Origin of the sequence: Paraburkholderia rhizosphaerae (assembly GCF_004366595.1) — a bacterium.
GTDB lineage: Bacteria > Pseudomonadota > Gammaproteobacteria > Burkholderiales > Burkholderiaceae > Paraburkholderia > Paraburkholderia rhizosphaerae.
This window is the reverse complement of sequence record NZ_SORE01000009.1, coordinates 252,959-273,279: the sequence shown is the minus strand read 5'-3', so window position 1 is coordinate 273,279 and position 20,321 is coordinate 252,959. Positions and strand designations below refer to the sequence as shown.

At 62.8% G+C, this 20,321-nt stretch carries 19 protein-coding genes; 6 read left to right on the top strand and 13 right to left on the bottom strand.

All coding sequences use genetic code 11. From position 1 onward, the window contains the following. Positions 1-184 precede the first annotated feature (184 nt). The 3 genes from BX592_RS14480 to BX592_RS14470 form a co-directional block, all read right to left on the bottom strand. Positions 185-1,084 carry an NAD(P)-dependent oxidoreductase gene (locus BX592_RS14480; protein WP_134192476.1) on the bottom strand — a complete coding sequence of 300 codons (900 nt, stop codon included), beginning with the start codon at positions 1,082-1,084 and terminating at the stop codon, positions 185-187. A gap of 79 nt (positions 1,085-1,163) precedes the next feature. Beyond that, positions 1,164-1,943 carry an SDR family NAD(P)-dependent oxidoreductase gene (locus BX592_RS14475; protein WP_134192475.1) on the bottom strand — a complete coding sequence of 260 codons (780 nt, stop codon included), beginning with the start codon at positions 1,941-1,943 and terminating at the stop codon, positions 1,164-1,166. Between the two features lie 137 nt (positions 1,944-2,080). Further along, positions 2,081-3,067, bottom strand: coding sequence for a LacI family DNA-binding transcriptional regulator (locus tag BX592_RS14470; RefSeq protein WP_243849541.1), 987 nt, complete (start codon positions 3,065-3,067; stop codon positions 2,081-2,083). 223 nt (positions 3,068-3,290) lie between these two features. On the opposite strand from BX592_RS14470, the gene BX592_RS14465 reads away from it, so the two are divergent. Continuing rightward, on the top strand, positions 3,291-4,091 hold the full coding sequence (locus BX592_RS14465; protein WP_134192473.1) for an N-acyl homoserine lactonase family protein: 801 nt from the start codon (positions 3,291-3,293) through the stop codon (positions 4,089-4,091). 15 nt (positions 4,092-4,106) lie between these two features. On the opposite strand, the gene BX592_RS14460 is transcribed toward BX592_RS14465, so the two are convergent. The 10 genes from BX592_RS14460 to BX592_RS14415 form a co-directional block, all read right to left on the bottom strand. Then, positions 4,107-4,787: a GntR family transcriptional regulator gene (locus BX592_RS14460; protein WP_134192472.1), complete on the bottom strand. Its 681-nt coding sequence runs from the start codon at positions 4,785-4,787 to the stop codon at positions 4,107-4,109. Positions 4,788-4,913: 126 nt separating this feature from the next. Further along, the gene (locus tag BX592_RS14455; RefSeq protein WP_134192471.1) at positions 4,914-5,696 is read right to left on the bottom strand and encodes a carboxymuconolactone decarboxylase family protein; all 783 of its coding nucleotides are present in this window, start codon (positions 5,694-5,696) and stop codon (positions 4,914-4,916) included. An 18-nt stretch (positions 5,697-5,714) separates the two neighbouring features. Next, positions 5,715-6,110: a cupin domain-containing protein gene (locus tag BX592_RS14450; protein ID WP_134192470.1), complete on the bottom strand. Its 396-nt coding sequence runs from the start codon at positions 6,108-6,110 to the stop codon at positions 5,715-5,717. Continuing rightward, complete coding sequence (locus tag BX592_RS14445; RefSeq protein ID WP_279589189.1) at positions 6,110-7,036, bottom strand: NAD(P)-dependent oxidoreductase; 927 nt, start codon at positions 7,034-7,036, stop codon at positions 6,110-6,112. The genes BX592_RS14450 and BX592_RS14445 overlap by 1 nt, the downstream gene beginning before the upstream one ends. A 20-nt stretch (positions 7,037-7,056) precedes the next feature. Further along, positions 7,057-8,403 (bottom strand): MFS transporter, encoded by a 1,347-nt coding sequence (locus tag BX592_RS14440; RefSeq protein WP_134192468.1) that lies wholly within the window; start codon positions 8,401-8,403, stop codon positions 7,057-7,059. Positions 8,404-8,544: 141 nt separating this feature from the next. Further along, positions 8,545-8,937, bottom strand: a complete 393-nt coding sequence (locus BX592_RS14435; protein ID WP_134192467.1) for a carboxymuconolactone decarboxylase family protein — start codon at positions 8,935-8,937, stop codon at positions 8,545-8,547. A 185-nt stretch (positions 8,938-9,122) separates the two neighbouring features. Beyond that, positions 9,123-10,553 carry an aldehyde dehydrogenase family protein gene (locus BX592_RS14430; RefSeq protein ID WP_134192466.1) on the bottom strand — a complete coding sequence of 477 codons (1,431 nt, stop codon included), beginning with the start codon at positions 10,551-10,553 and terminating at the stop codon, positions 9,123-9,125. Positions 10,554-10,671: 118 nt separating this feature from the next. Then, complete coding sequence (locus tag BX592_RS14425) at positions 10,672-10,998, bottom strand: NIPSNAP family protein (RefSeq protein WP_134192465.1); 327 nt, start codon at positions 10,996-10,998, stop codon at positions 10,672-10,674. Positions 10,999-11,095: 97 nt separating this feature from the next. Further along, positions 11,096-12,463 (bottom strand): MmgE/PrpD family protein, encoded by a 1,368-nt coding sequence (locus BX592_RS14420; RefSeq protein ID WP_243849540.1) that lies wholly within the window; start codon positions 12,461-12,463, stop codon positions 11,096-11,098. Between the two features lie 47 nt (positions 12,464-12,510). After that, positions 12,511-13,938 (bottom strand): MFS transporter, encoded by a 1,428-nt coding sequence (locus BX592_RS14415; protein ID WP_134192463.1) that lies wholly within the window; start codon positions 13,936-13,938, stop codon positions 12,511-12,513. Positions 13,939-14,215: 277 nt separating this feature from the next. Between BX592_RS14415 and BX592_RS14410 the strand changes: the two genes are divergently transcribed. From BX592_RS14410 to BX592_RS14390, 5 genes are all read left to right on the top strand, one after another. Beyond that, positions 14,216-15,136, top strand: coding sequence for a LysR family transcriptional regulator (locus BX592_RS14410; RefSeq protein ID WP_134192462.1), 921 nt, complete (start codon positions 14,216-14,218; stop codon positions 15,134-15,136). Positions 15,137-15,366: 230 nt separating this feature from the next. Further along, positions 15,367-16,806 (top strand): FAD-dependent tricarballylate dehydrogenase TcuA, encoded by a 1,440-nt coding sequence (gene tcuA, locus BX592_RS14405; protein ID WP_134192461.1) that lies wholly within the window; start codon positions 15,367-15,369, stop codon positions 16,804-16,806. Beyond that, positions 16,793-18,019, top strand: coding sequence for a tricarballylate utilization 4Fe-4S protein TcuB (gene tcuB / locus BX592_RS14400; RefSeq protein WP_279589188.1), 1,227 nt, complete (start codon positions 16,793-16,795; stop codon positions 18,017-18,019). The genes tcuA and tcuB overlap by 14 nt, the downstream gene beginning before the upstream one ends. 130 nt (positions 18,020-18,149) lie before the next feature. Continuing rightward, positions 18,150-19,445 (top strand): MFS transporter, encoded by a 1,296-nt coding sequence (tcuC, locus tag BX592_RS14395; RefSeq protein ID WP_134192483.1) that lies wholly within the window; start codon positions 18,150-18,152, stop codon positions 19,443-19,445. Positions 19,446-19,456: 11 nt separating this feature from the next. After that, complete coding sequence (locus BX592_RS14390; protein WP_134192459.1) at positions 19,457-20,257, top strand: class I SAM-dependent methyltransferase; 801 nt, start codon at positions 19,457-19,459, stop codon at positions 20,255-20,257. Positions 20,258-20,321: the final 64 nt, after the last annotated feature.

Below are 20,321 nucleotides of genomic sequence, written 5' to 3'. Positions count from 1 at the left end.
TGCCTGAGACGCCACCGTGCGTTTCTTCTTCATTGGCATATCCATGATTTTTATCGCTCATGATATGCCTCGCCCACGAAATCACGGATAGGTCCCCGGAATCCTTCGCACCGTGGTTCAAGCTCGTGTTCCCCAACGTCGTCGCGCACTTCAAACCGCTAACACTGTAAGCGCCCCCAGCGTCTTATCTCTTCCCGCCCGCTTGCGCCGACCAGTCTTCGATATAACGAACCAGCTCCGTCATATCGCGCTTCGTGCCATCCTGCAGCGCCGCGAAATTCCACAGTTGCCGCACCGTACTGCCGACCCACATCGGCACGCCGAGCGCCTGACATTCATCGACCGCCAGGCCGATATCCTTGCACACGCTGCCGATCGGAAAGCCGAAATCGAATGTGCGCGGCAACACCTGCTTTGGAAACTTGTCTTGCGTCGCTCCGTTCTTGCCGCTGCCCGCATTGATCACCGCCATCATCGTCTCCGGATCGAGCCCACCTTTGACACCGGCGACAAACGCCTCCGATGTAATCGCGAACGCGGTCGACGACAACATATTGTTCAGCAGCTTCATCAACTGCCCCTGCCCCGGCTCACTGCCGACGTTAAAGGTCTTGCCGAACACATCGAATAACTCGCGCACCTGCGCGACCACCGCGGGCTTGCCGGCTATCATCACCGCGAGCGTGCCTTTCTGTGCGCCCGCAGCGCCGCCGCTAACCGGCGCATCGATCGTCTCGATGCCTTTCGCGAGCAGTGCGGCGGCGACTTCTTTCTCGGTGGTCGAACCCACCGTCGACAGATCGATCAGAATCTTGACCGCCTTGCCGTGCACGACACCTTGCGCGCCGATCGCGACATCGCGAAACACCGCGGGCGTCGGCAGGCTCGTGAACACCACACCTGCGCTGTCCGCGACTTCGCGCACGCTATCGGCCACGTGCGCGCCGATTTTCCGCAGTTCGTCGAGCGCGTGCGTGTCCTTGTCGTAGATCACCAGCGAGTGTCCCTGCTCGATCAGACGCCGCGCCATCGGCCGGCCCATCACGCCGACGCCGATAAAACCAATTAGCTTGTTCTCCAGCATGTCCTGCTCCTCACATGTGAATTAAAGGCGCGCCGCTTGAGCCACCACAGGTCGCTACTGCGTCGCCGTCAAGTCGCCACTAGGTCGCCAGCCACCCGCCTTCGACAGGTAGCATCGCCCCGTTAATCTCGCCGGCCGCTTCACCGCACAAGAACACCACCAGCTGCGCGACATGCGACGCTTCGACGAACTGTCCGCTCGGCTGTTTGCCGCGCAGAAACTCGCGAATCGCAGGCTCGCGCGCAAGCCCTGTCTCGCTCATCAGCGCAACGATGCGCTTCTCGCTGGTCGGCGTATGGACCGCGCCAGGGCAAATCGCATTGCACGTGATACCCGTGCCGACCGTTTCCGCCGCCACCGCGCGCGTCAAACCGAGCAGCGCCGATTTGGTCGTCACGTAATCGACGCGATTCACGGTGCCGCGCATTCCATACACTGAAGTCATATTGAAGATGCGCCCCCAGCCGCGCTCGCGCATACGCGGCAAGCTCAGCCGTACCGCGTGAAAAGCCGCGCTCAGATTGACCGCGAGCGCCTGCTCCCATTTATCGACCGGGAACGCGTCGATCGGCGCGAAGTGCCTGACCACCGCATTGTTGACCAGGATGTCCAGCGAGCCGGTACGCTCAGCGGTCCGATTGATCAGCAGTTCCACTGCTTCCAGCGTCGCTAGATCCGCCTCGATATAGTCGGGCGCTACGCCATAGCGTGTTTCAAAAGCCGCACGCACAGGCTCGACCGCGGCCGCAGGTTCGACCCCGTGCAGCACGACCCTGCATCCCGCGGCAGCCAGTGCATCGGCCATCGCAAGGCCTAAACCATGCGATGACCCGGTCACCAGCGCAGTTTTTCCGTTCATCCGACACGCTTCCTGAGTTGGCATTGCCTTCCGGTCTGAAGGCGTGTTTTTATGATAGCGCTAACTTAGTTTGATTGCCAGACTCGATGCAAGTGCGCACGCGGCCCAGCGCGTATCACAAGAAAACACGCGTGATTTCAGGTACTTTCGCGCTGAATGATTTCGAAACCGAGATCAAGCCGTGTCGGCGCCGCATCCGCGTCGCCGCGCAAGCGCTGCAGCAAGCATTCGGCACTACGCCGGCCGATCTCGAGCCGCGGCAGGTTCAGGCAGGTGAGCTTCGGCACCGTATGCCGGAGAATGTCGAGATCGTCGAAGCCCGCGATTGCGATTCGCTCGGGCACTTTCCAGCCGCGCCGCTGCGCCTCGAATAGGGCGCCGACCGCGAGCACGTCGCCCGCGAAGAAGATCGCATCGACGTCAGGCACACGTTGCATCATGTCGATCATCGCGTGCGCGCCGGACGTTAGACCCGGTTCCGCCTCGCGCACAAGCAACGGATTACGTTCCCGGCCCAGCGCCGCAAGTGCCGCGTGGTAACCCTTCAAACGCTCCTTCGAACGCGAATTGTTACGCATCGGTACACTGACAAAGCCAATCGACTGATACCCGCGCGCCGCCAGATACAGCGTCATTTCTTTCGCCGCGTTGAAGTTCGAGTAACTGATCACGGCATCGAGTGGATGGCGCACAAGGTCACCGGTTTCGATCACTGGAATGCCGGCCTGGCGCGCCAGCTGCGCGGCGCGCGGCGTATGCACGGTGTTGTGCAACAGCAGCCCGCACACGCGTTGCGCGACGAACGCGCCGATCAGCGCTTCCTCTTCGTCGAGTGAATAGCCGCTATCGGCAATCAGCAGATGCATGCCCGCCGCGCGCAGCACGTCGGACGCACCTTTCATCGTGGGCGAGTACAACGAATTCTGAATGCTTGGCACGATCTGCCCGACGACATTCGAACGGTTCGATGCGAGATTCGATGCGATCGAATTCGGCACGTAGCCGATCTTTCGAATCGTATCGAGCACGAGCTTGCGCGTCTCTTCCGAAAGCTTGGCCGGCTCGTTCAGTGCGCGCGACACCGTCATCAGCGACACGTTCGCCGCCTTCGCGACGTCGGCCATGCGTATCGCACTGCCGCCGCTACGGCCCCTGCTCTCGCCTGGCCGTGCGTTCCCGCCGGCAACAGTGACTGCGCGTTTTTTCACTGATCTGCATCCCGCCTTCCGAAAGATGGCGAATTGTATCCCACCGGTATCCGTCAAGATCGGCTCGTGCGAAACGAACATCGGTGCGCTATGATAGCGCTATCAGTGCCCACGAAACTTCGGGAAAAGGAGACGCTCGATGACTTCGCCACTCGAAAACTACAGGATCTACGCGATCAAATACGCGCACCACGACCGCCCGGCACGCGATAACTTTATCGGCGGCGATCCGCATGATGTGTCGATGCCGCTCGACTATTTCGTCTGGGCCGTGGTCGGCGGGAGCCGTACGTTTATCGTCGATACCGGCTTTGACCCGGAGGTCGGCAATGGGCGCGGCCGTACGACCACGCATCGCGTCGAGGACGGGTTGCAGGCCATCGGCATCCGCACCGATTCAGTGGAAGACGTGATCGTCACACATATGCACTACGACCACGCGGGCAACCGCGAGCTGTTTCCGAAAGCGCGCTACCACGTGCAGGATCGCGAGATGGCTTATTGCACCGGCCGCTGCATGTGCCACGGCGTGCTCAAGCATCCGTTCAACCCGGACGACGTGAAGACCATGGTCGGTCGCCTGTTCGAGGGTCGCGTGCAGTTTCACGACGGCGCGTCGCAACTCGCGCCGGGCCTTTCCGTGCACCTGGTCGGTGGCCATACGAACGGACTACAGGTGGTACGGGTGCACACCGAACGCGGTTGGGTCGTGCTCGCGTCCGACGCGTCGCATCTGTACGCGAACATGGAACAGCAGCGGCCATTTCCTGCCGTCTACAACGTCGGTGACATGCTGGAGGGCTACCGGGTCGTGCACCAGCTCGCCGATTCGGCTCACCACGTCATACCCGGACACGATCCGGATGTGCTGCGCCGCTACCCGGCGCACAGCAAGGAAACGCAAGGCTGGATCGCACGTCTCGATGCTGTGCCCCGCTAAATGCCAAAGGCGAGACTATGCGTCGTCCGTCTGCTGCTCGTCGAGCATCCGCATCGCGGCCTTCTCCGCGTTCTGCACGTGCGCGCTCGCGGCTTGTTGCGCGGCTTCGCCGTCGCGCGCCTTCAGCGCCTTGTAGAGTTTGTCGATTTCGCGCAGGCTCGCGGGCAGCCGCTCCGGATGCATCAGCGACGTCGCGCGCAACAGATTCACCCGCGAATAGAGGCTCGTCAGGATTTCCTTGATCAGCGAATTGCCGCAATTGTCGAGCAACACATCGTAGAGCGCGGTCTTCGCCCGCAACACGCCGGCCTGATTGCGCGCGGTCGCTTCGGCGCGCAACTCCTTCGCCACTTCACCGAAGCGCGCGATCGCGCGATCGTCCGCCAGCCGCGCGAATTCGTGCGCGGCGAAGCCTTCGAGCAGCGCGCGCAGCGCATACAGCTCCGCCGCTTCCTGCTTCGACATCACCGCGACCACCGGCCCCTTGTGCGGCACGCTGCGCACGAGCTTTTCCGCTTCGAGCTTGCGCAGCGCCTCGCGCACCGATGTGCGGCTCACGCCGAGAGATTCGCATAATTCGCGTTCGACGAGACGCGCGCCGGGTGCGAAACGCCCCGTCATGATCGCCTGCCGCAGAACATTCTCGACCTGATGGCGCAGCGTTTCCGGCCGTATCACTCCAATCTCTGCTGACATCTTGCACCCCGTCCGTTGTATGCCTGTCCGACAATGTGTAAACCTTGCACATGATACCGGAAGCCACCCATTGGCGGCCAGTTCGAACCCGGACGGGGTCGAACTGACTGCGGCGCGCAAACCCGTCTATACGCCAGCGGGCGCGGCTGCTCGCGACGCGTCGGCGGCCAGCGCCGCTTCGAGCATCGGCGCTGCAACAGCCGCACCGTGAATGCCGATCACGCTGACAATCTCGAGCACTTCCATAATCTCGCCGGCCGTCGCGCCATAGCGGATCGCGTTGCGCATATGCAGCTTGAGCCCCGGCTGATACAGATGCGTCGCCGACGCGTCGAACGCGCAGTAAATCAGCTCCTTCACCTTCGGACTGAGTACGCCGGTCCGCCACGGCACCGATGAAAACTCGAGATACGCTTCGAACAGATCGGGGTCAAGTTCAAGCAACCCATCCCACGACGGATGCCAATAGCCGCGATTCCTTTCGAAGCTGGCCTTTAGCGCGCGCTGGCGTTCATCAAGCGGCGCACGTCCGGTACGCTTGCCCTCTTCTTCGAGCACTTCGAGCAGCAGCGGCACACCGACGTTACACGCATGAATACCGATCGTGCTGATCAGTTCGAGCACTTCCATCAGCTCTTCGCGCGTCGCGCCGAACTTCAGCGCTATCTGCAGGTGCTGCTGGATACCGGGCGCGTACAGATGCGTCGCCGCAGCGTCGGCCGTAATGTAGATGAACTCTTTGACCTTGTCTTCGAGATGATTCCTGCGCCACGGCACCGCGGAGAAATTCAGGTACGCATGGAGAAAGCCCGCGTCGAGTCGCAACAGACTTTCCCATGACGGCCCCCACGTGCCGCGCACGCGGATGAACTCGTCTTTCACCCGCTGTTGCTGCTCAGTCAGTTTCATCGCGCTCGCTCCTGTCATTCAGCGCAGCGCCGAAGGCGGATAGTCGTGCTCGCTGACCGCTTCCTGCCACGTCGATTTGCCGAGCGATGTCGCAATATGAACCATAAAGCTGTCGGCGCTGCCGCCATGCCAGTGGCGTTCGTTCGGCCCGATCCACACAACGTCGCCCTGGCGGATCACTTCCGGCTTGCCGCCTTCGACGCAAATCCACCCCTGGCCCGCGGTCACCTGCAAAATCTGGCCGCGTTCATGCGAATGCCAGTACGTGCGCCCGCCCGGTTCGAAGCACACCGTATTGATCGTCACACCATCGGTGGACGGCATCACCGGATCGGCCCATACGACACCGGTAAACGTATCGCCATTGCCGCGCCGCTCCGACGCCGCGCCGGCCCTGCCATGAAACACCTTCATCAGTTCGCTCCTTTGCGATTGGGGTTGTCGTGAAGTCTCACGCCGCCCGACACGTCGCCGATTGCATCGACGACGCGGTTGCTGATCACATCGCCATAACCAAGCGACGTCGCGAGACCAAAGCTCGCGAGCGGCCCTGCCGCGTTGACCGATGCAATACCGAGTTCGCGAACGCGATCGACATACAGCACGACATCTTTCGTCATCAGCTTCGACGTCAATCCGCCTTCGAGGTAATCACCATCGACAATCTTGGGAAAGCGGTTCTGCGTCGCGAAGTTGACCCCTGTGCTGCTATTGAGCACATCGAGCAGCTGATGCAGATCGAGTCCCGCCTTCTTGCCGGCCACCATCACTTCGGCTGTCGCGGCCAGGCTCACCGCGTTGAGGAAGTTGTTCAGCAGCTTCGTCGTATGGCCCGCGCCGCTGCCGCCCATCACCATTACCTTGCCGGCGATCGGTTTGAAGATCCATTGCGCCGCTTCGATCGCGGCCGCATCGCCGCCGACCATCAGGGTCAGCGTGCCTCTCTCGGCTGCCGCGGCGCCGCCCGAAATGCCCGCGTCGATGTAATGCACGCCGCGCGCTTTAAAAAGACCGTTGAGCCGTACCGTCGAACTCGCGGCGGCCGTACTGAGGTCGATCACCGTTTGCCCCGCGCGGCAGTGCGCGAGAATGCCATCCGCACCTTCGACGACGGCTTCGACGACCTTGCTATCCGGCAATGACAGCAGCACGAGGTCCGCATAGCCGACCACTTCGCGTACCGATGCGGCCGTTTGCGCGCCCGCGTCTTTCACGCGTTGCGCCACGGTGTCGTAGCCGAGCACTGCGATTCCGGCATCGGCAATGCGGCGCGTCATGCGGCCGCCCATATTGCCGAGCCCGATAAATCCGATTCGTTCCTTGTTCATGATGTCCTTCAATGTCCTTCGGATAGATGCGTTCAGAAATCGACGTCTTTGGTTTCCGGTCCCATCAGCGCGCCGATCATGCCGATCAGCCCGCCGATACTGAGCAGCACGACGGGCGTCACCGAAAGCGGCATGAACGCGCCGAGCCAGTTCATATAGAACGCGTAGAACGACGGCACGATCACCGACAGGCTGAACCCGACGCCAAAACCGGTCGCGCGCACGTCGGTCGCAAAACGCTCGTTGATATACGTGACGATCACACCCCACGGCGACGTAACGAGTACCGCGAGCACGCACACGGTCAGCATGATCGCGGGCAGCGACAGGCCGCGCACATTGCCGAGCACATACAGCAGCGCGGAACCGACGGTTGCGATCAGCGGCCCGACGATCGCGAAGAAGCGCCGCCGGCCGATCTTCTGGCCGAGCATGCCCGCGCCGATATAGCTGAAAAACAGCACGAAATACGACAGCAGCAGCGTCGACGTCAACTGGAAGCCGCTCAGATGCAGCGTATGCACGAGCAAGCCGGTCGGCAAAAAAATCGTGATGATGTTCTGCGTGAGCCAGAAGCCGGTCATCAGCAGCAGCACCTGAACGAGGCTACGCGCGCTCTTGCCGCTGAACAGTTCGAGCAATGGCGTATCGGTTTTTGCGCGCTTTTCACCGGTCTCGCTCTTCCAGATTTCCGACTCCGAAACCTTATGCACGTAATACAGCGCGAGCACGCCCGCGAGCGCCGCACCGATCACAAACGGAATGCGCCAGCCCCACTGCGCATACGGCGAATTGACGCCGTTCAGCGGGAAAAACGCAAACATCAGCATCGCGACCAGGTTGATCGTCACATAGGCCGCGGGAAAGCCGGCGATGATCAGGCCACCGACAAAACCGCGTTGTTCCTTCTTCGAGTACTCAATCGCGAGCGGCATCGCACCGGTATAGCCGCCGCCGAGAAAAATACCGTCGATGAAGCGCAGCAGCACAAGCAGCCAGTACGACCCGATACCGATGCTTTGATAGCCCGGCAGCAGTGCGATCAGCAGCGTGACGACGCCGAAGCCCGTCACTGACCAGATTGACGCCATCCGGCGGCCGACACGGTCCGCGACCATGCCGAACAGCAACGCACCGATTGGCCGGCCTAGCAGCGTCGTAATGAATACCAGCGACGCAAGGATCGTCTCCATGCCCGCCGACAGATGAGGTGGCTGGAAGAAGAACAGCACCGGCGACAACACCACCACCGGCAAATAGATATCGAACATGTCGATGAATTCGGAGAAGAACGCGCCTTTAATTGCGCTCTTTCTCTTTTCATCGATCGACCGTTCTTCGGCGGTCTGGGTCAGCTGCTCTGCGGTCAGCGCTTTCATCCGTGTCTCCGGTTTCGTTATCCGGCGCCGCGCGTAGTGGCGGCGCGGCAAGTACTGCGTTACACACTCATGCGCGAAAAGATGTTCCGATGTGGCGCCGTCATCGTCGTGCCGCCGCCGGGTTTGCGCTGGACTGCCTGTCTATGACTTCGCTTCCGCTTCATAAGCCTTGATCGCGTCGCTCGCGACGCGAAACGCCGCCAGCGCCAGCGGCACGCCGCAATAGACGCCGGCCTGCATCAACACCGAGCGGATCTCGTCCTTGGTCACGCCGTTCTTCAGCGCCCCTTTCACGTGCACCGCCAGTTCATGGTGCTGGCTCAACGCAGTCAGCATCGCGATATTCAGCATGCTGCGCGTCTTGAACGGCAGCGTCGGGTCGCCCCAGATTTCGCCCCAGCAATACTCGGTGACGAGCTTCTGCATCGGCCGGTTGAAGTCGTCCGCGTTCGCCCACGATTTTTCGACATGCGCCGCGCCCAGCACTTCCTTGCGATTCGCGAAGCCTTTTTCAAACCCGTCGTTGTTTCCCATCTGCGTTTTCCTCGGTTGTTTGCGATGCCAATGCGGCATCGGCGACATCCCTGCTTCAATGATCGTCGTACCGCCCGATTGTCATACAAACGAACGGTGCAAAATTTTTTGCGGGAATACGCGCCTCCGCGTGCGCTTCAGTCCGCGTGTCAGCTCATTGCGCCGCGCCGTTGCGGCGTCTCGCGTCACGCTTCGCCGTACCCCACCATTGCCTTGACTTCCAGATACTCGCGCAAGCCTGCCTCGCCCCATTCACGCCCGTTGCCCGAGCGCTTGTATCCGCCGAACGGTGCATTGAAATCGGGCGTCGGATAGTTCAGGTGCACGCCGCCCGCGCGCAATGTGCGGCCCACGGTGCGCGCGCGCTCGAGACTCGCCGACTGCACGTAGGCAGCAAGACCGTACTCCGTGTTGTTGGCAATGTGGATCGCCTCTTCGTCGCTGTCGTATGGAATCATCGACAGTACCGGGCCGAAAATCTCTTCGCGCGCGATCGCCATATCGGGCTTCACATCCGCGAACACCGTCGGCTTCACGAACCAGCCCTTCGACAGCCCTTCCGGCAAGCCCGTGCCACCGGTCACGAGCCGCGCGCCCTCGTCGATGCCCGCTTGAATCAGCGATTGGACGCGCACGAACTGGTTGCGGTTCACGACCGGGCCGAGTTGCGTCGTCACCTTGTCGGTCGCACCGACCCTGAATGCCTGCGCGGCACGGCCCGCGATTTGCGCCGCTTCATCCATCAAACGGCGCGGCACCAGCATGCGCGTCGGACTCGAACACGATTGGCCCGAATTCGCAAAGCACGCATTCACGCCGCGCGTCACCGCATCGCTCAGGTTCACATCATCGAGCAGGATATTGGCCGACTTGCCGCCGAGTTCCTGTGCGACGCGCTTCACGGTATCGGCCGCCAGCTTCGCGACCTGGATACCCGCCCGCGTCGATCCGGTGAACGACACCATATCGATGTCAGGATGCGATGCGATCGCCGCACCGACCCCCGCTCCGTCGCCATTGACCAGATTGAACACGCCTGGCGGCACGCCTGCTTCGTCGAGCACCTCCGCGAACAGCAGCGCGCTGAGCGCCGAATATTCGCTTGGCTTGAGCACCATCGTGCAACCGGCCGCGAGCGCAGGCGCGATCTTCACGACGATCTGGTTGATCGGCCAGTTCCATGGCGTGATCAATCCGCACACGCCGATCGGTTCATGACGCACACGCGTCGTGCCGCGCTGCGTTTCGAACGCGAAGTAATCGAGCACGTCGATTAACGCATTCAGATGCGATGGTCCGCGTGCCGCCTGATTGTTGCGTGCGAAAGCAATCGGCGCACCCATTTCCGCGCGCATCGCCTCCGCGAATTCGTCGACGCGGCGCTCGTAGATCTGCACGACGCGCTTTAACAACGCAACGCGATCCGCGACCGTGCTCGTCGAATATGACGGAAACGCGCGGCGCGCCGCCGCAACTGCGCGATCGACGTCGGCGGCATTGCCGAGTGCGAGCTGATCGAAGCGCACTTCGGTGGCCGGATCGATCAGATCGAACCAGTCCGGCGCGAGAGGCGCGACCCATTTTCCATCGATATAAAACTGTCCAACGCGAGACATTCCAGGCTCCAGGTTAAGAAGTCACCGGCTGCGGTTGCTCGAAAGCCTGCGAGGCCATCGGCGTGCAAGCCAGCCGGGCCGCGGCGCGACCGGCTGGCAGGCAGCGCTCCGTGCGGTTCTAGCGAAGCGCCGAGAAAGCGGTCGGCGTCAGGAAGTGGTTCTCGATGCGCTCGACGATCGGCTTTTCCGCTTCAGTCGCCGCGCGCTTCGTGACCCACTCCTGATCCGACTGAAACGCATTCCATTTGGTTTCGCGCTCAGCGAGGCTTTCCCACTGGAGCATGTACGTGAGCGCGTGATTGCTCGGACCCGCGAGCGTGGTCCAGAAGCCGATCTGCTTGATCCCGTACTTCTCGAAGAAGCCCAGCGTGATGTTCACGAAACGATCCTGCAGTGCCGGCAAACGACCCGGCGCGCAGTGATAGATACGCATCTCGACGATCATTAAAAGTTCTCCGTATGGATGTTCAAAAAAAACGCGAAGCTGATGCGATGTGGACGAAGACGCTGCTAATGTTCAAGCGGCGAACTCCTTTCTCTTGCTAACGGGTGTCGACACGCGCGATGTGCATCGGCATTGCGGCGTCGTCGGCAGTATCGAGCGTCCACAGCGTATCGAGCAAGCGTTGCGTGGCGACATGCGGCGCGCCATACGCGGCCAGGTCTTTCAATTTGCTGTCGAGATCCGCGTCGCTCAGCGGCGCGGCAAGGCTGCCGCGCGCGGCGCTCACGGTGCGCGACACGCTTTCGCCCGAACGCAGCAGCACGGTCACGCGCGCCGCTTCGACCGGAAAACGGTTGTCGTCGACAAACGCGACGCGGCCCGCGAACGCGCGCAACGTCGGGTCCGCGACGCGTTCATCGCTGAACTCGGCGAGACTAGCCTTTCCGGTCGCGAGCACGACGGCGACGCCGTGCTGCGCGCTCACCTGCGCCTCGCGGCCGGTGCGAATGCCGGGCCGGTCGGTTCGTTCGCGCAGCAGCGGATGGCCGACCAGTTCGACACGTTCGATATCGGACAGCAACCCATGCCGGTCGCGTGCCAGTTCGAGACAGGCTTCGATGACCGGGTTCAGCACGACGCCGCACGGGTAAGGCTTGTAGGTATTCGACTGCAATGCCCAGACATGGCCGAGGTCCGCGGTAAGCGCCTTGAAATCCGCTTCATCGGCAGTGACGCGCAGAAAGCCGCGCTCGCCTTCAAGCGGCCTTGCAGGTCCGCTCAAACCCTCGGCGGCGAGCAACGCGGACAACATGCCGTTCTTTGCCGCATTGCCCACGCTTACGCTTTTGGCCATCGTGCCGAGCGTTTCGACGAGTCCGCCCGCCTGTGCGGATGCGTAGCCGAATGCATCGGCAATCTGACGGTCGACGAGGTTCATGGTCTTCGCCGCGGCCGCCGCCGCGCCGAATACGCCGCAGGTCGACGTGATGTGCCAGCCGCGCTGATAGTGCGACGGCGAGACCGCATTGCCGATCCGGCATTCGATTTCAACGCCTAGCACGAAAGCGAGCAGCAGTGCCTCGCCGGTCATGCGTTGGCTTTCGCTGACCGCAAATAGGGGTGCAGCGACCGGCGCGGTCGGATGAATGATGGTCGGTAGATGCGTGTCGTCGAAATCGTGCACGTTCGCGGTCATCGCGTTGAGCGCCGCCGCATTCAGCACGTCGGTGCGTTCCGCGCGCCCGATCAGGCTCGCTTCATCGCCGGCGCGCAAACGCTGCTGGTACACGCGAACGGCTTTGGCGACGGACGGGTCCGCGCAACCTGCGAATCCAACCGCGAAGTAGTTGACGAGCGAACGCTTCGCCTCATGCCTGACCGCTTCAGGAATATCGCTCCATCGCGTGCGTGCGACGAATTGCGCGAGTTGCCGCGTCGCGGTGACGGGTTCGTCGACAGAGGCCATGCGTTGCTGCATCGTGTTACCGCTCCTGAAGTGAATTTGTTGATCGACTACCGGCCGACCGCCGCCGCGGCCTGCTGGTCCGCGTCGCGTGCGGCATCGCCGGTTTCGGCGGCAATTGCTTCGAGCGAGCGGTTCTTTGTCTCCGCGCCGAGCACGCCGACGATCAGCGCCTGCAGCAACAGCGTGCCGACAATCAACGTGATCACGCCCGTAATACCAAAGCCGGCGAAGGCCGCCGCGACCCCATACGGCACGACGATGCTGACCGCGCGCCCAACCGTATTCGCAAGACCCGAACCGCGTAGACGCAATTCAGTCGGAAACAGTTCAGGCACGTAACTCGCGACACTGAACGACGACAGCACGTAGATACACGCGGTGATCGCAAAACCGAGCAGGGTGATGGTTGCCGCCGCTTGCGCGAACGGATATGCGACACCGAACGCGACGCCGACCAGCGAAAAAACCACGATGCCCCATTTACGGCCGACCCGCTCGGCCAGCATGAACGCGATCAACGAGCCGACCGGGCCACCGGCGAACATCACCGCAGTCAGTCCAAGCGAACTCGAAATGCTGTGCCCCTGTTTGACGAGGAAAGTCGGAATCCAGCTGACGAATGCATAGTTCACGATAAATAGCGCGACCAGCACGGTGATCGCGGTGATCGTGCGGGTCAGCAGACGCCGCGAGAACAGTTCGCTGATGCGCGCGTTGGTCGGTACGGCGGCGCTCTGCGCCGCGTCGCGGCCCGCCTGTCGCGCGGCCACTCGTGCCGCTTCTATCGACACGGCCGGATCGACGCCGCACGCGGTCTCGATACGCGCGACGATCTGCCCGGCTTCGTCGGTGCGTCCGCGCGATGCGAGCCAGCGCGGCGATTCAAGCATCGACTTGCGCAAAAACCAGACGACTAGCGCGCCGCATCCGGCGATCACGAACATCCAGCGCCAGCCGTAACGCGGGACGATCAGCCAGCCGAGGAAAGTCGACAGAAACAGCGACGTATTGATGATCAGATTCAGGATTGTGCCGAAACGGCCACGCCACGCGGCCGGAATGAACTCGCTCAACGTCGCGTAGCCGACCACGATTTCGGCGCCCATACCGAGCCCCATCACGAGCCGGAAGAAAATCAGCCAGTAGATTGACGGCGCGAGCGCGGCGGCAATCGACGCGAAACCATAGATGCCGAGATTGATCTGATACGAAAAACGGCGGCCAAAGCGGTCGCCGAGCAGGCCGGATAGCCACGCACCGGCCATCATGCCGATAAACGTCACCGACACGAACGTCGCGTTCAGCTTCAGCGTCGATTCGCCGCTGTGGATCAACGCAGCGAGTACGGTGCCGGCAATATAGATATCGAACGAATCGAAGTACATGCCGGCCGCGATCAGGCCGAGCAGACGCCAATGAAAGCCGGACAAAGGAAGCCCGTCGAGGCGTAAGCCGATCATCGATGAGTCGCGCATGCTGAGTGTCTCCGCTCTGCTCCGCTGCCTGGCTATGGACGGGCCGCTGGTTCGTCCGCGGCTCTCGTCGCGGCGGCTGCATCGCATTCGCAGCGGCCGCGTTGTTCGGAACATCTCGAATCGCGATACGGATGATCCGTGTTCGGGATGATTATATTCCTGTCATACAATCCGTCAAGAAGATCGATCGGCGCATGATCGACGCAATCTGTCAGCATTTGCGTTTTCCGACCCCACTCCGGACAATGCCGCTCACGGCATCGAGCGGGGAATCCGAATGGAATTGCGACAGTTGCGGTATTTCGTCAGCGTCGTCGAGCACGGCAGCATGGGCAAGGCGGCACTCGAACTGGGCGTCGTCACGTCCGCGTTGAGCCAGCAGATCAGCCGCCTCGAAAGCGAACTCGCAACGCGTCTGCTGCAGCGCACGTCCGGCGGCGTCGTGCCGACCGATGCGGGGCTGGCCTTCTGGCGCCAGGCGCAACTCGCGCTGCGTCACGTCGACGATGCCGCGCACGCCGCCCGTCAAGCGCGTCTGTCGGGCCATGTGACGGTCGGCCTCGCGACCAGCACGAGCGGTGTGCTCGGTCTCGCGTTCATGCGCGCGATGCGCGAACGCTACCCCGATGTGCGGCTGCGGATCGTCGAGACGCTGTCCGGCTTCCTCGCATCGATGCTCGGTGCGCGGCAGATCGACCTGGCCATTCTTTTTCACGAGGAACCTGCGCAACGCTGGAGCGTGATGCCGCTGCTCGATGAGCGGCTGTTCGTGATCGGCGCGCCCGACCTGCCCGGCATGCCGACCACGAAGCGCGTGCGCGTCGCGAAGCTCGGCACGCTGCCGCTGATTCTGCCAAGCGGCCCGCACGGTTTGCGCACGACGCTCGCCGCATCGTTCAAGCGTGCGAAATACGAGCCGCGCATCGTCGCCGAAGTCGACGGCCTCGCGATGCTGATGGATGCGGTGCGCGGCGGCCTCGGCGCAACGATCCAGCCGGGCGCGGCGCTGGCGCGCGCCGAGAACGCGGGCCTCGCGAGCGTGCAGATTTCGGATGCCGATGCGGTGCGGCCGAACCTGCTCGTCAGCGTGTCGGACGACGAACTGTCGCCTGCGGGGCTCGCCGCACGCGTGGTGCTGGCCGATACGGCGCGCGAACTGGTAAGCCAGGGCCGCTGGCTCGGTGCGCGCTTGCGCTAAAGATTTCGCGCCGTGGTCCGGCGGCGGTCTTCACGAAAACTGAAGACCCGTTGCCCAACGCCTGGTTGCGGCAACGCGTCGCGCCCACTACAGTTCGCGCATACACCGCGCAGGTGCGGCAACTGCAGCCACGCTGCTGAAACGCCAGCCTGGCGTACCGCGGCGTGGAACCGGAGCAAGCGCTGACGCATTCAACTCCGGTCGGCGCGCCGCATCGGAGACTCCCCACCATGGTCGATGTACTAGTCATCGGGGGCGGCAACGCCGCGTTGTGCGCCGCGTTAATGGCGCGCGAAGCCGGCGCATCGGTGCTGCTTCTCGAATCCGCCCCGCGCGAATGGCGCGGCGGCAACTCCCAGCACACGCGTAATCTGCGCTGCATGCATGACGCACCGCAAGACGTGCTTGTCGACGCCTACCCGGAAGAAGAGTACTGGCAGGATCTGCTCAAGGTGACTGGCGGCATCACGAACGAACCTCTGGCGCGTCTGGCGATTCGCGCGTCGTCGACATGCCGGCCATGGATGCAAAAGCACGGCGTGCGCTTCCAGCCGCCGTTGTCCGGCACGCTGCATGTCGCGCGCACCAATGCGTTCTTCATGGGTGGCGGCAAGGCGCTCGTCAACGCGTACTACCGGAGCGCCGAAGCGCTCGGCGTGCAGATCCGCTACGAAACCCCGGTCGATTCGATCGAACTCGATAACGGGCGCTTCGTCGCCGCAAAAAGCGGCAACCAGCGTTTCGAAGCGCGCGCGTGCGTGCTCGCCGCCGGCGGCTTCGAATCGAACCGCGAATGGCTGCGCGAAGCGTGGGGGCAAAACGAGCGCGGCGAATGGCCGGCCGATAACTTCCTGATTCGCGGCACGCGCTTTAACAACGGCGTGCTGCTGAAGTTCATGATCGATGCGGGCGCCGATCCGCTCGGCGATCCGTCGCAGTCGCACTGCGTGGCAATCGACGCGCGCGCGCCGCTGTACGACGGCGGCATCTGCACGCGGATCGACTGCGTATCGCTCGGCGTCGTGGTGAATCGCGATGCCGAACGCTTCTACGACGAGGGCGAAGACTTCTGGCCGAAGCGCTACGCGATCTGGGGCCGTCTGGTCGCGCAGCAACCCGGGCAGATCGGCTACTCGATCATCGACTCGAAAGCGATCGGCCGCTTTATGCCGCCGGTGTTTCCGGGCACCAAGGCCAACACGCTGCCGGACCTTGCTCGCGAACTGGGCCTTCCGGTCGACGCGTTTATGCGCACCGTCGATGCCTATAACGCGGCGTGCCGGCCCGGGACGTTCGATCATACGAAGCTCGACGATTGCCGCACCGACGGTCTCGCACCACCGAAGACGCACTGGGCGCTGCCGCTCGATAAACCGCCGTTCTATGGTTACGCACTGCGCCCGGGTATCACGTTCACGTACCTTGGGTTGAAGGTGAACGATCGCTCGCAGGTGCATTTTGGCGGCCAGCCGAGCGACAACCTGTTCGTCGCCGGCGAAATGATGGCGGGCAATGTGCTCGGCAAGGGCTATACCGCGGGTGTCGGCATGTCGATCGGCACCGCGTTCGGCCGCATCGCGGGCACACAGGCGGCGCGCGCGGCGCTCGGAAGCACACAGACGGCACATGCCGCAAGCGAATCAACGGGAGCCCATCGTGCAGAAGCTTGAAGCACTCGCGCGCGACGCGCAGCAACTGGCATCCGGACTGGATGCAGCGAACGGCGGACCCGCCAATGCAAGCGCGCATCGCACGATCCGCGTGCTGCCGCTGACCGAAAACGAAACCGAAGTCGCGCGGCAAATGCAGATCTGCAACGCATGCCGCTATTGCGAGGGCTTTTGCGCGGTATTCCCCGCAATGACACGCCGCCTCGAGTTCGGCAAGGCCGACGTGAACTACCTCGCGAACCTGTGCCACAACTGCGGCGCGTGCTATCACGCATGCCAGTACGCACCGCCGCATGAGTTCGCGGTGAACGTGCCGCAAGCGATGGCGAAAGTACGCATGGACACGTACAGCGAATATGCGGTGCCATCGTTCATGGGCGCGCTGTACAAACGCAATGGCCTGACGCTGTCGCTTGCGCTCGCGTTCGGCCTCGCGCTGTTCCTTGTGCTCGGCGTCGCGATGAACGGACCGCTGTTCGGCACGCCGCTCGCGGGCAACTTCTACGCGATCTTCCCGCACAACCTGCTCGCGCTGCTGTTCGGCATCGTCTTCGTGCTCGCGAGCGTGTCGCTCGGCGTGGGCGTCACGCGCTTCTGGAAAGACGTGTCGGCGGACACCGGATCTGCTGCGGCCCAAGGCGAAGCCATTTCGGAAGCAACGAGAAACGCGCTCACGCTGAAGTATCTCGATGGCGGGCACGGCGACGGCTGCAACGAAGCCGACGACCGCTTCACGCTCGCACGCCGGCGCTTTCATCACTTCACGTTCTACGGCTTCATGCTGTGTTTCGCGGCAACCGTCGTCGCAACGTTTTATCACTTTTTCCTCGACCTGCATGCGCCGTATCCGTTCGTGAGCGTCCCCGTACTGCTCGGCACGCTAGGCGGCATCGGCCTGCTGATCGGGCCGGCCGGCCTGTTGTGGCTGAATCTGAAACGCGATCCCGCACGCGGCGACGCCGCGCAAAAACCGATGGACCGCGGCTTTATCGCGCTGCTGCTGCTCACCAGCGCAACCGGTCTCGCGTTGCTCGCGTGGCGCGATACCGCGGCGCTCGCGTGGCTGCTCGCGGTGCATCTCGGCGTCGTGCTCGCGTTGTTCGCGACACTGCCGTATGGGAAGTTCGCACACGGCATCTATCGCAGCGCCGCCCTGCTGAAGTCGTCGATCGAGAAAAGACAAGCGAATAGTTTGAAGCTCGGTTCGGAATGAGTTAGCGTACGGGGCGCGCGCTCGCGCCCCCGCTATCCTTTCAAACCGAAAGGAAGCCAGAGCAACAAAGGTTCAAACTACGCACTACGGAAATACCATGGAGACAAACATCGTGCCCCCATCGACCGTCATGTCCGCTGCGGCGCAGCCACCCAGGTCGAAGGTGGCCGCCGTGCTGCGGGTCACCAGCGGCAATTTCCTCGAACAATTCGACTTCTTCCTGTTCGGCTTCTACGCGACGTATATCTCGAAGGTATTCTTTCCGGCGGGCAGCGACTTCGCATCGCTGATGCTGACCTTCGCGGTGTTCGGCGCCGGCTTTCTGATGCGTCCGCTCGGCGCGATTTTCCTTGGCGCGTATATCGACCAGGTGGGTCGACGCAAAGGTTTGATTGTTACGCTGACGCTGATGGCAAGCGGCACGATTCTGATCGCTTGCGTGCCGGGCTACGAGACGATCGGCATGCTCGCGCCGCTGCTCGTTCTGATCGGCCGCCTGCTGCAAGGCTTCTCGGCTGGTGCGGAACTGGGCGGTGTGTCGGTGTATCTGGCCGAAATGGCAACGCCCGGCCATAAAGGCTTCTATACCAGCTGGCAATCGGCCAGTCAGCAGGTGGCGATCATCGTCGCCGCGCTGCTAGGCTATGGGCTGAACAAGTGGCTCGCCGCCGATGCGCTACACGCATGGGGCTGGCGCATTCCGTTCTTTATCGGCTGTATCATCGTGCCGTTTCTGTTCCTGCTGCGCCGCTCGCTGCAGGAGACCGAGGCGTTCAAGTCGCGCAAGCATCATCCGAGCGCACGCGAAGTGTTCAGTTCGATGCTCGCGAACTGGAAGACGGTGATCGCCGGCATGCTGCTCACCGCGATGACCACCACGACGTTCTATCTGATCACCGTCTATACGCCGACCTTCGGCAAGACGGTGCTGAAACTGTCGACGTCCGATAGCCTGATCGTCACGCTGTGCGTCGGTATCGGCAACTTTATCTGGCTGCCGATCGGCGGCGCGATATCGGACCGTATCGGCCGCAAACCGCTGCTGCTGGCCATCACACTGCTGGCCATCTTCACCGCGTATCCGGCGCTGTCGTGGCTCGCATCGGCGCCGAGCTTCGGCCGTATGTTTATCGTGCTGATGTGGTTCTCGTTCTTCTTCGGCGTGTACAACGGCGCGATGGTCGCCGCGTTGACCGAGGTGATGCCAGTCGAAGTGCGGGTCGCCGGCTTCTCGCTGGCGTTCAGCCTCGCGACCGCGCTGTTCGGCGGCTTTACGCCGGCGGTGTCGACGTTTCTGATCCACGCGCTGAACGACAAGGCCGCGCCGGGCTACTGGCTGAGCTTCGCGGCGATCTGCGGGCTTGGCGCGACGCTCGCGCTGTATCGACGCGGCGGGGTGGCCGAGCGGATGAAGGACGTGATCTAAGCCAGTATTGGATGCGCGACGTGACCGATCCGATCCCGTTCGTACCCGAGCGTTTCAGGCACGCCGCCGCCCATTATCTCACCGGCCGCGCGGCCTATTCTCCGCGCCTGATCCGGCGGGTCGGCCAGGCGTGTGGGTTGGACGGCACGCAACGGCTACTCGATATCGGCTGCGGGCCAGGTCAGTTGTCCATCGCGTTTGCGTCGTGGGTTGCGAGCGGCGTTGCGATCGATCCGGAGCCCGAAATGCTGCGCATCGCGTCGGAACTCGGCGCTGGCATCGCGCCGAACATCGAGTTCCGCGAGGGCAGTTCGTACGAACTGTCCGCCGACATGGGCCCGTTCGGGCTCGCGGTGATCGGCCGCGCATTTCATTGGATGGACCGGCCCGACACGCTACGACGCCTTGATGCGCTGATCGAACCGGGCGGCGCGCTCGCGCTATTCGCGACTTCGCAGCCCGACAGCGCATCGGAGCCGTGGATGGCCGAATATCGCGGACTGCTCGATCAGTATGCGCAAGCCGACCCAGCTCGTGCGCGCCGCAAATCCGACGCCTGGATCGCCCATGAAGCGGTGCTGATGCAATCGCCGTTTGCGTCGCTCGAGCGTGTATCGATCATCGAGCGGCGCAAAGTATCCGTCGATGCGTTGATGAAGCGGCCGCAGTCGATGTCGAGCCTGTCGCGCAGTCATCTCGGCGCGCGGCTCGACGAACTGATGAGCCACCTGAAGACGCTGCTCGATACGCATGCGCGCGACGGCTGGCTCGATGAATGGGTCGAGTCCACTGCGGTGATCGCGCGGCGCTAGAAACGCCGACGGTGTGCGCTGCGCAGGCCGTTCGCGCAAGCCGCTGACGCGGCCCGTACCCCGT

What these genes read in the sequence shown, in the direction of transcription:
- BX592_RS14480 (WP_134192476.1), bottom strand. Translation starts at nt 1,084, where the DNA reads ATGCTGGAGAACAAGCTAATTGGTTTTATCGGCGTCGGCGTGATGGGC.
- BX592_RS14475 (WP_134192475.1), bottom strand. Translation starts at nt 1,943, where the DNA reads ATGAACGGAAAAACTGCGCTGGTGACCGGGTCATCGCATGGTTTAGGC.
- BX592_RS14470 (WP_243849541.1), bottom strand. Translation starts at nt 3,067, where the DNA reads ATGGCCGACGTCGCGAAGGCGGCGAACGTGTCGCTGATGACGGTGTCG.
- BX592_RS14465 (WP_134192473.1), top strand. Translation starts at nt 3,291, where the DNA reads ATGACTTCGCCACTCGAAAACTACAGGATCTACGCGATCAAATACGCG.
- BX592_RS14460 (WP_134192472.1), bottom strand. Translation starts at nt 4,787, where the DNA reads ATGTCAGCAGAGATTGGAGTGATACGGCCGGAAACGCTGCGCCATCAG.
- BX592_RS14455 (WP_134192471.1), bottom strand. Translation starts at nt 5,696, where the DNA reads ATGAAACTGACTGAGCAGCAACAGCGGGTGAAAGACGAGTTCATCCGC.
- BX592_RS14450 (WP_134192470.1), bottom strand. Translation starts at nt 6,110, where the DNA reads ATGAAGGTGTTTCATGGCAGGGCCGGCGCGGCGTCGGAGCGGCGCGGC.
- BX592_RS14440 (WP_134192468.1), bottom strand. Translation starts at nt 8,403, where the DNA reads ATGAAAGCGCTGACCGCAGAGCAGCTGACCCAGACCGCCGAAGAACGG.
- BX592_RS14435 (WP_134192467.1), bottom strand. Translation starts at nt 8,937, where the DNA reads ATGGGAAACAACGACGGGTTTGAAAAAGGCTTCGCGAATCGCAAGGAA.
- BX592_RS14430 (WP_134192466.1), bottom strand. Translation starts at nt 10,553, where the DNA reads ATGTCTCGCGTTGGACAGTTTTATATCGATGGAAAATGGGTCGCGCCT.
- BX592_RS14425 (WP_134192465.1), bottom strand. Translation starts at nt 10,998, where the DNA reads ATGATCGTCGAGATGCGTATCTATCACTGCGCGCCGGGTCGTTTGCCG.
- BX592_RS14420 (WP_243849540.1), bottom strand. Translation starts at nt 12,463, where the DNA reads ATGGCCTCTGTCGACGAACCCGTCACCGCGACGCGGCAACTCGCGCAA.
- BX592_RS14415 (WP_134192463.1), bottom strand. Translation starts at nt 13,938, where the DNA reads ATGCGCGACTCATCGATGATCGGCTTACGCCTCGACGGGCTTCCTTTG.
- BX592_RS14410 (WP_134192462.1), top strand. Translation starts at nt 14,216, where the DNA reads ATGGAATTGCGACAGTTGCGGTATTTCGTCAGCGTCGTCGAGCACGGC.
- tcuA (WP_134192461.1), top strand. Translation starts at nt 15,367, where the DNA reads ATGGTCGATGTACTAGTCATCGGGGGCGGCAACGCCGCGTTGTGCGCC.
- tcuC (WP_134192483.1), top strand. Translation starts at nt 18,150, where the DNA reads ATGTCCGCTGCGGCGCAGCCACCCAGGTCGAAGGTGGCCGCCGTGCTG.
- BX592_RS14390 (WP_134192459.1), top strand. Translation starts at nt 19,457, where the DNA reads ATGCGCGACGTGACCGATCCGATCCCGTTCGTACCCGAGCGTTTCAGG.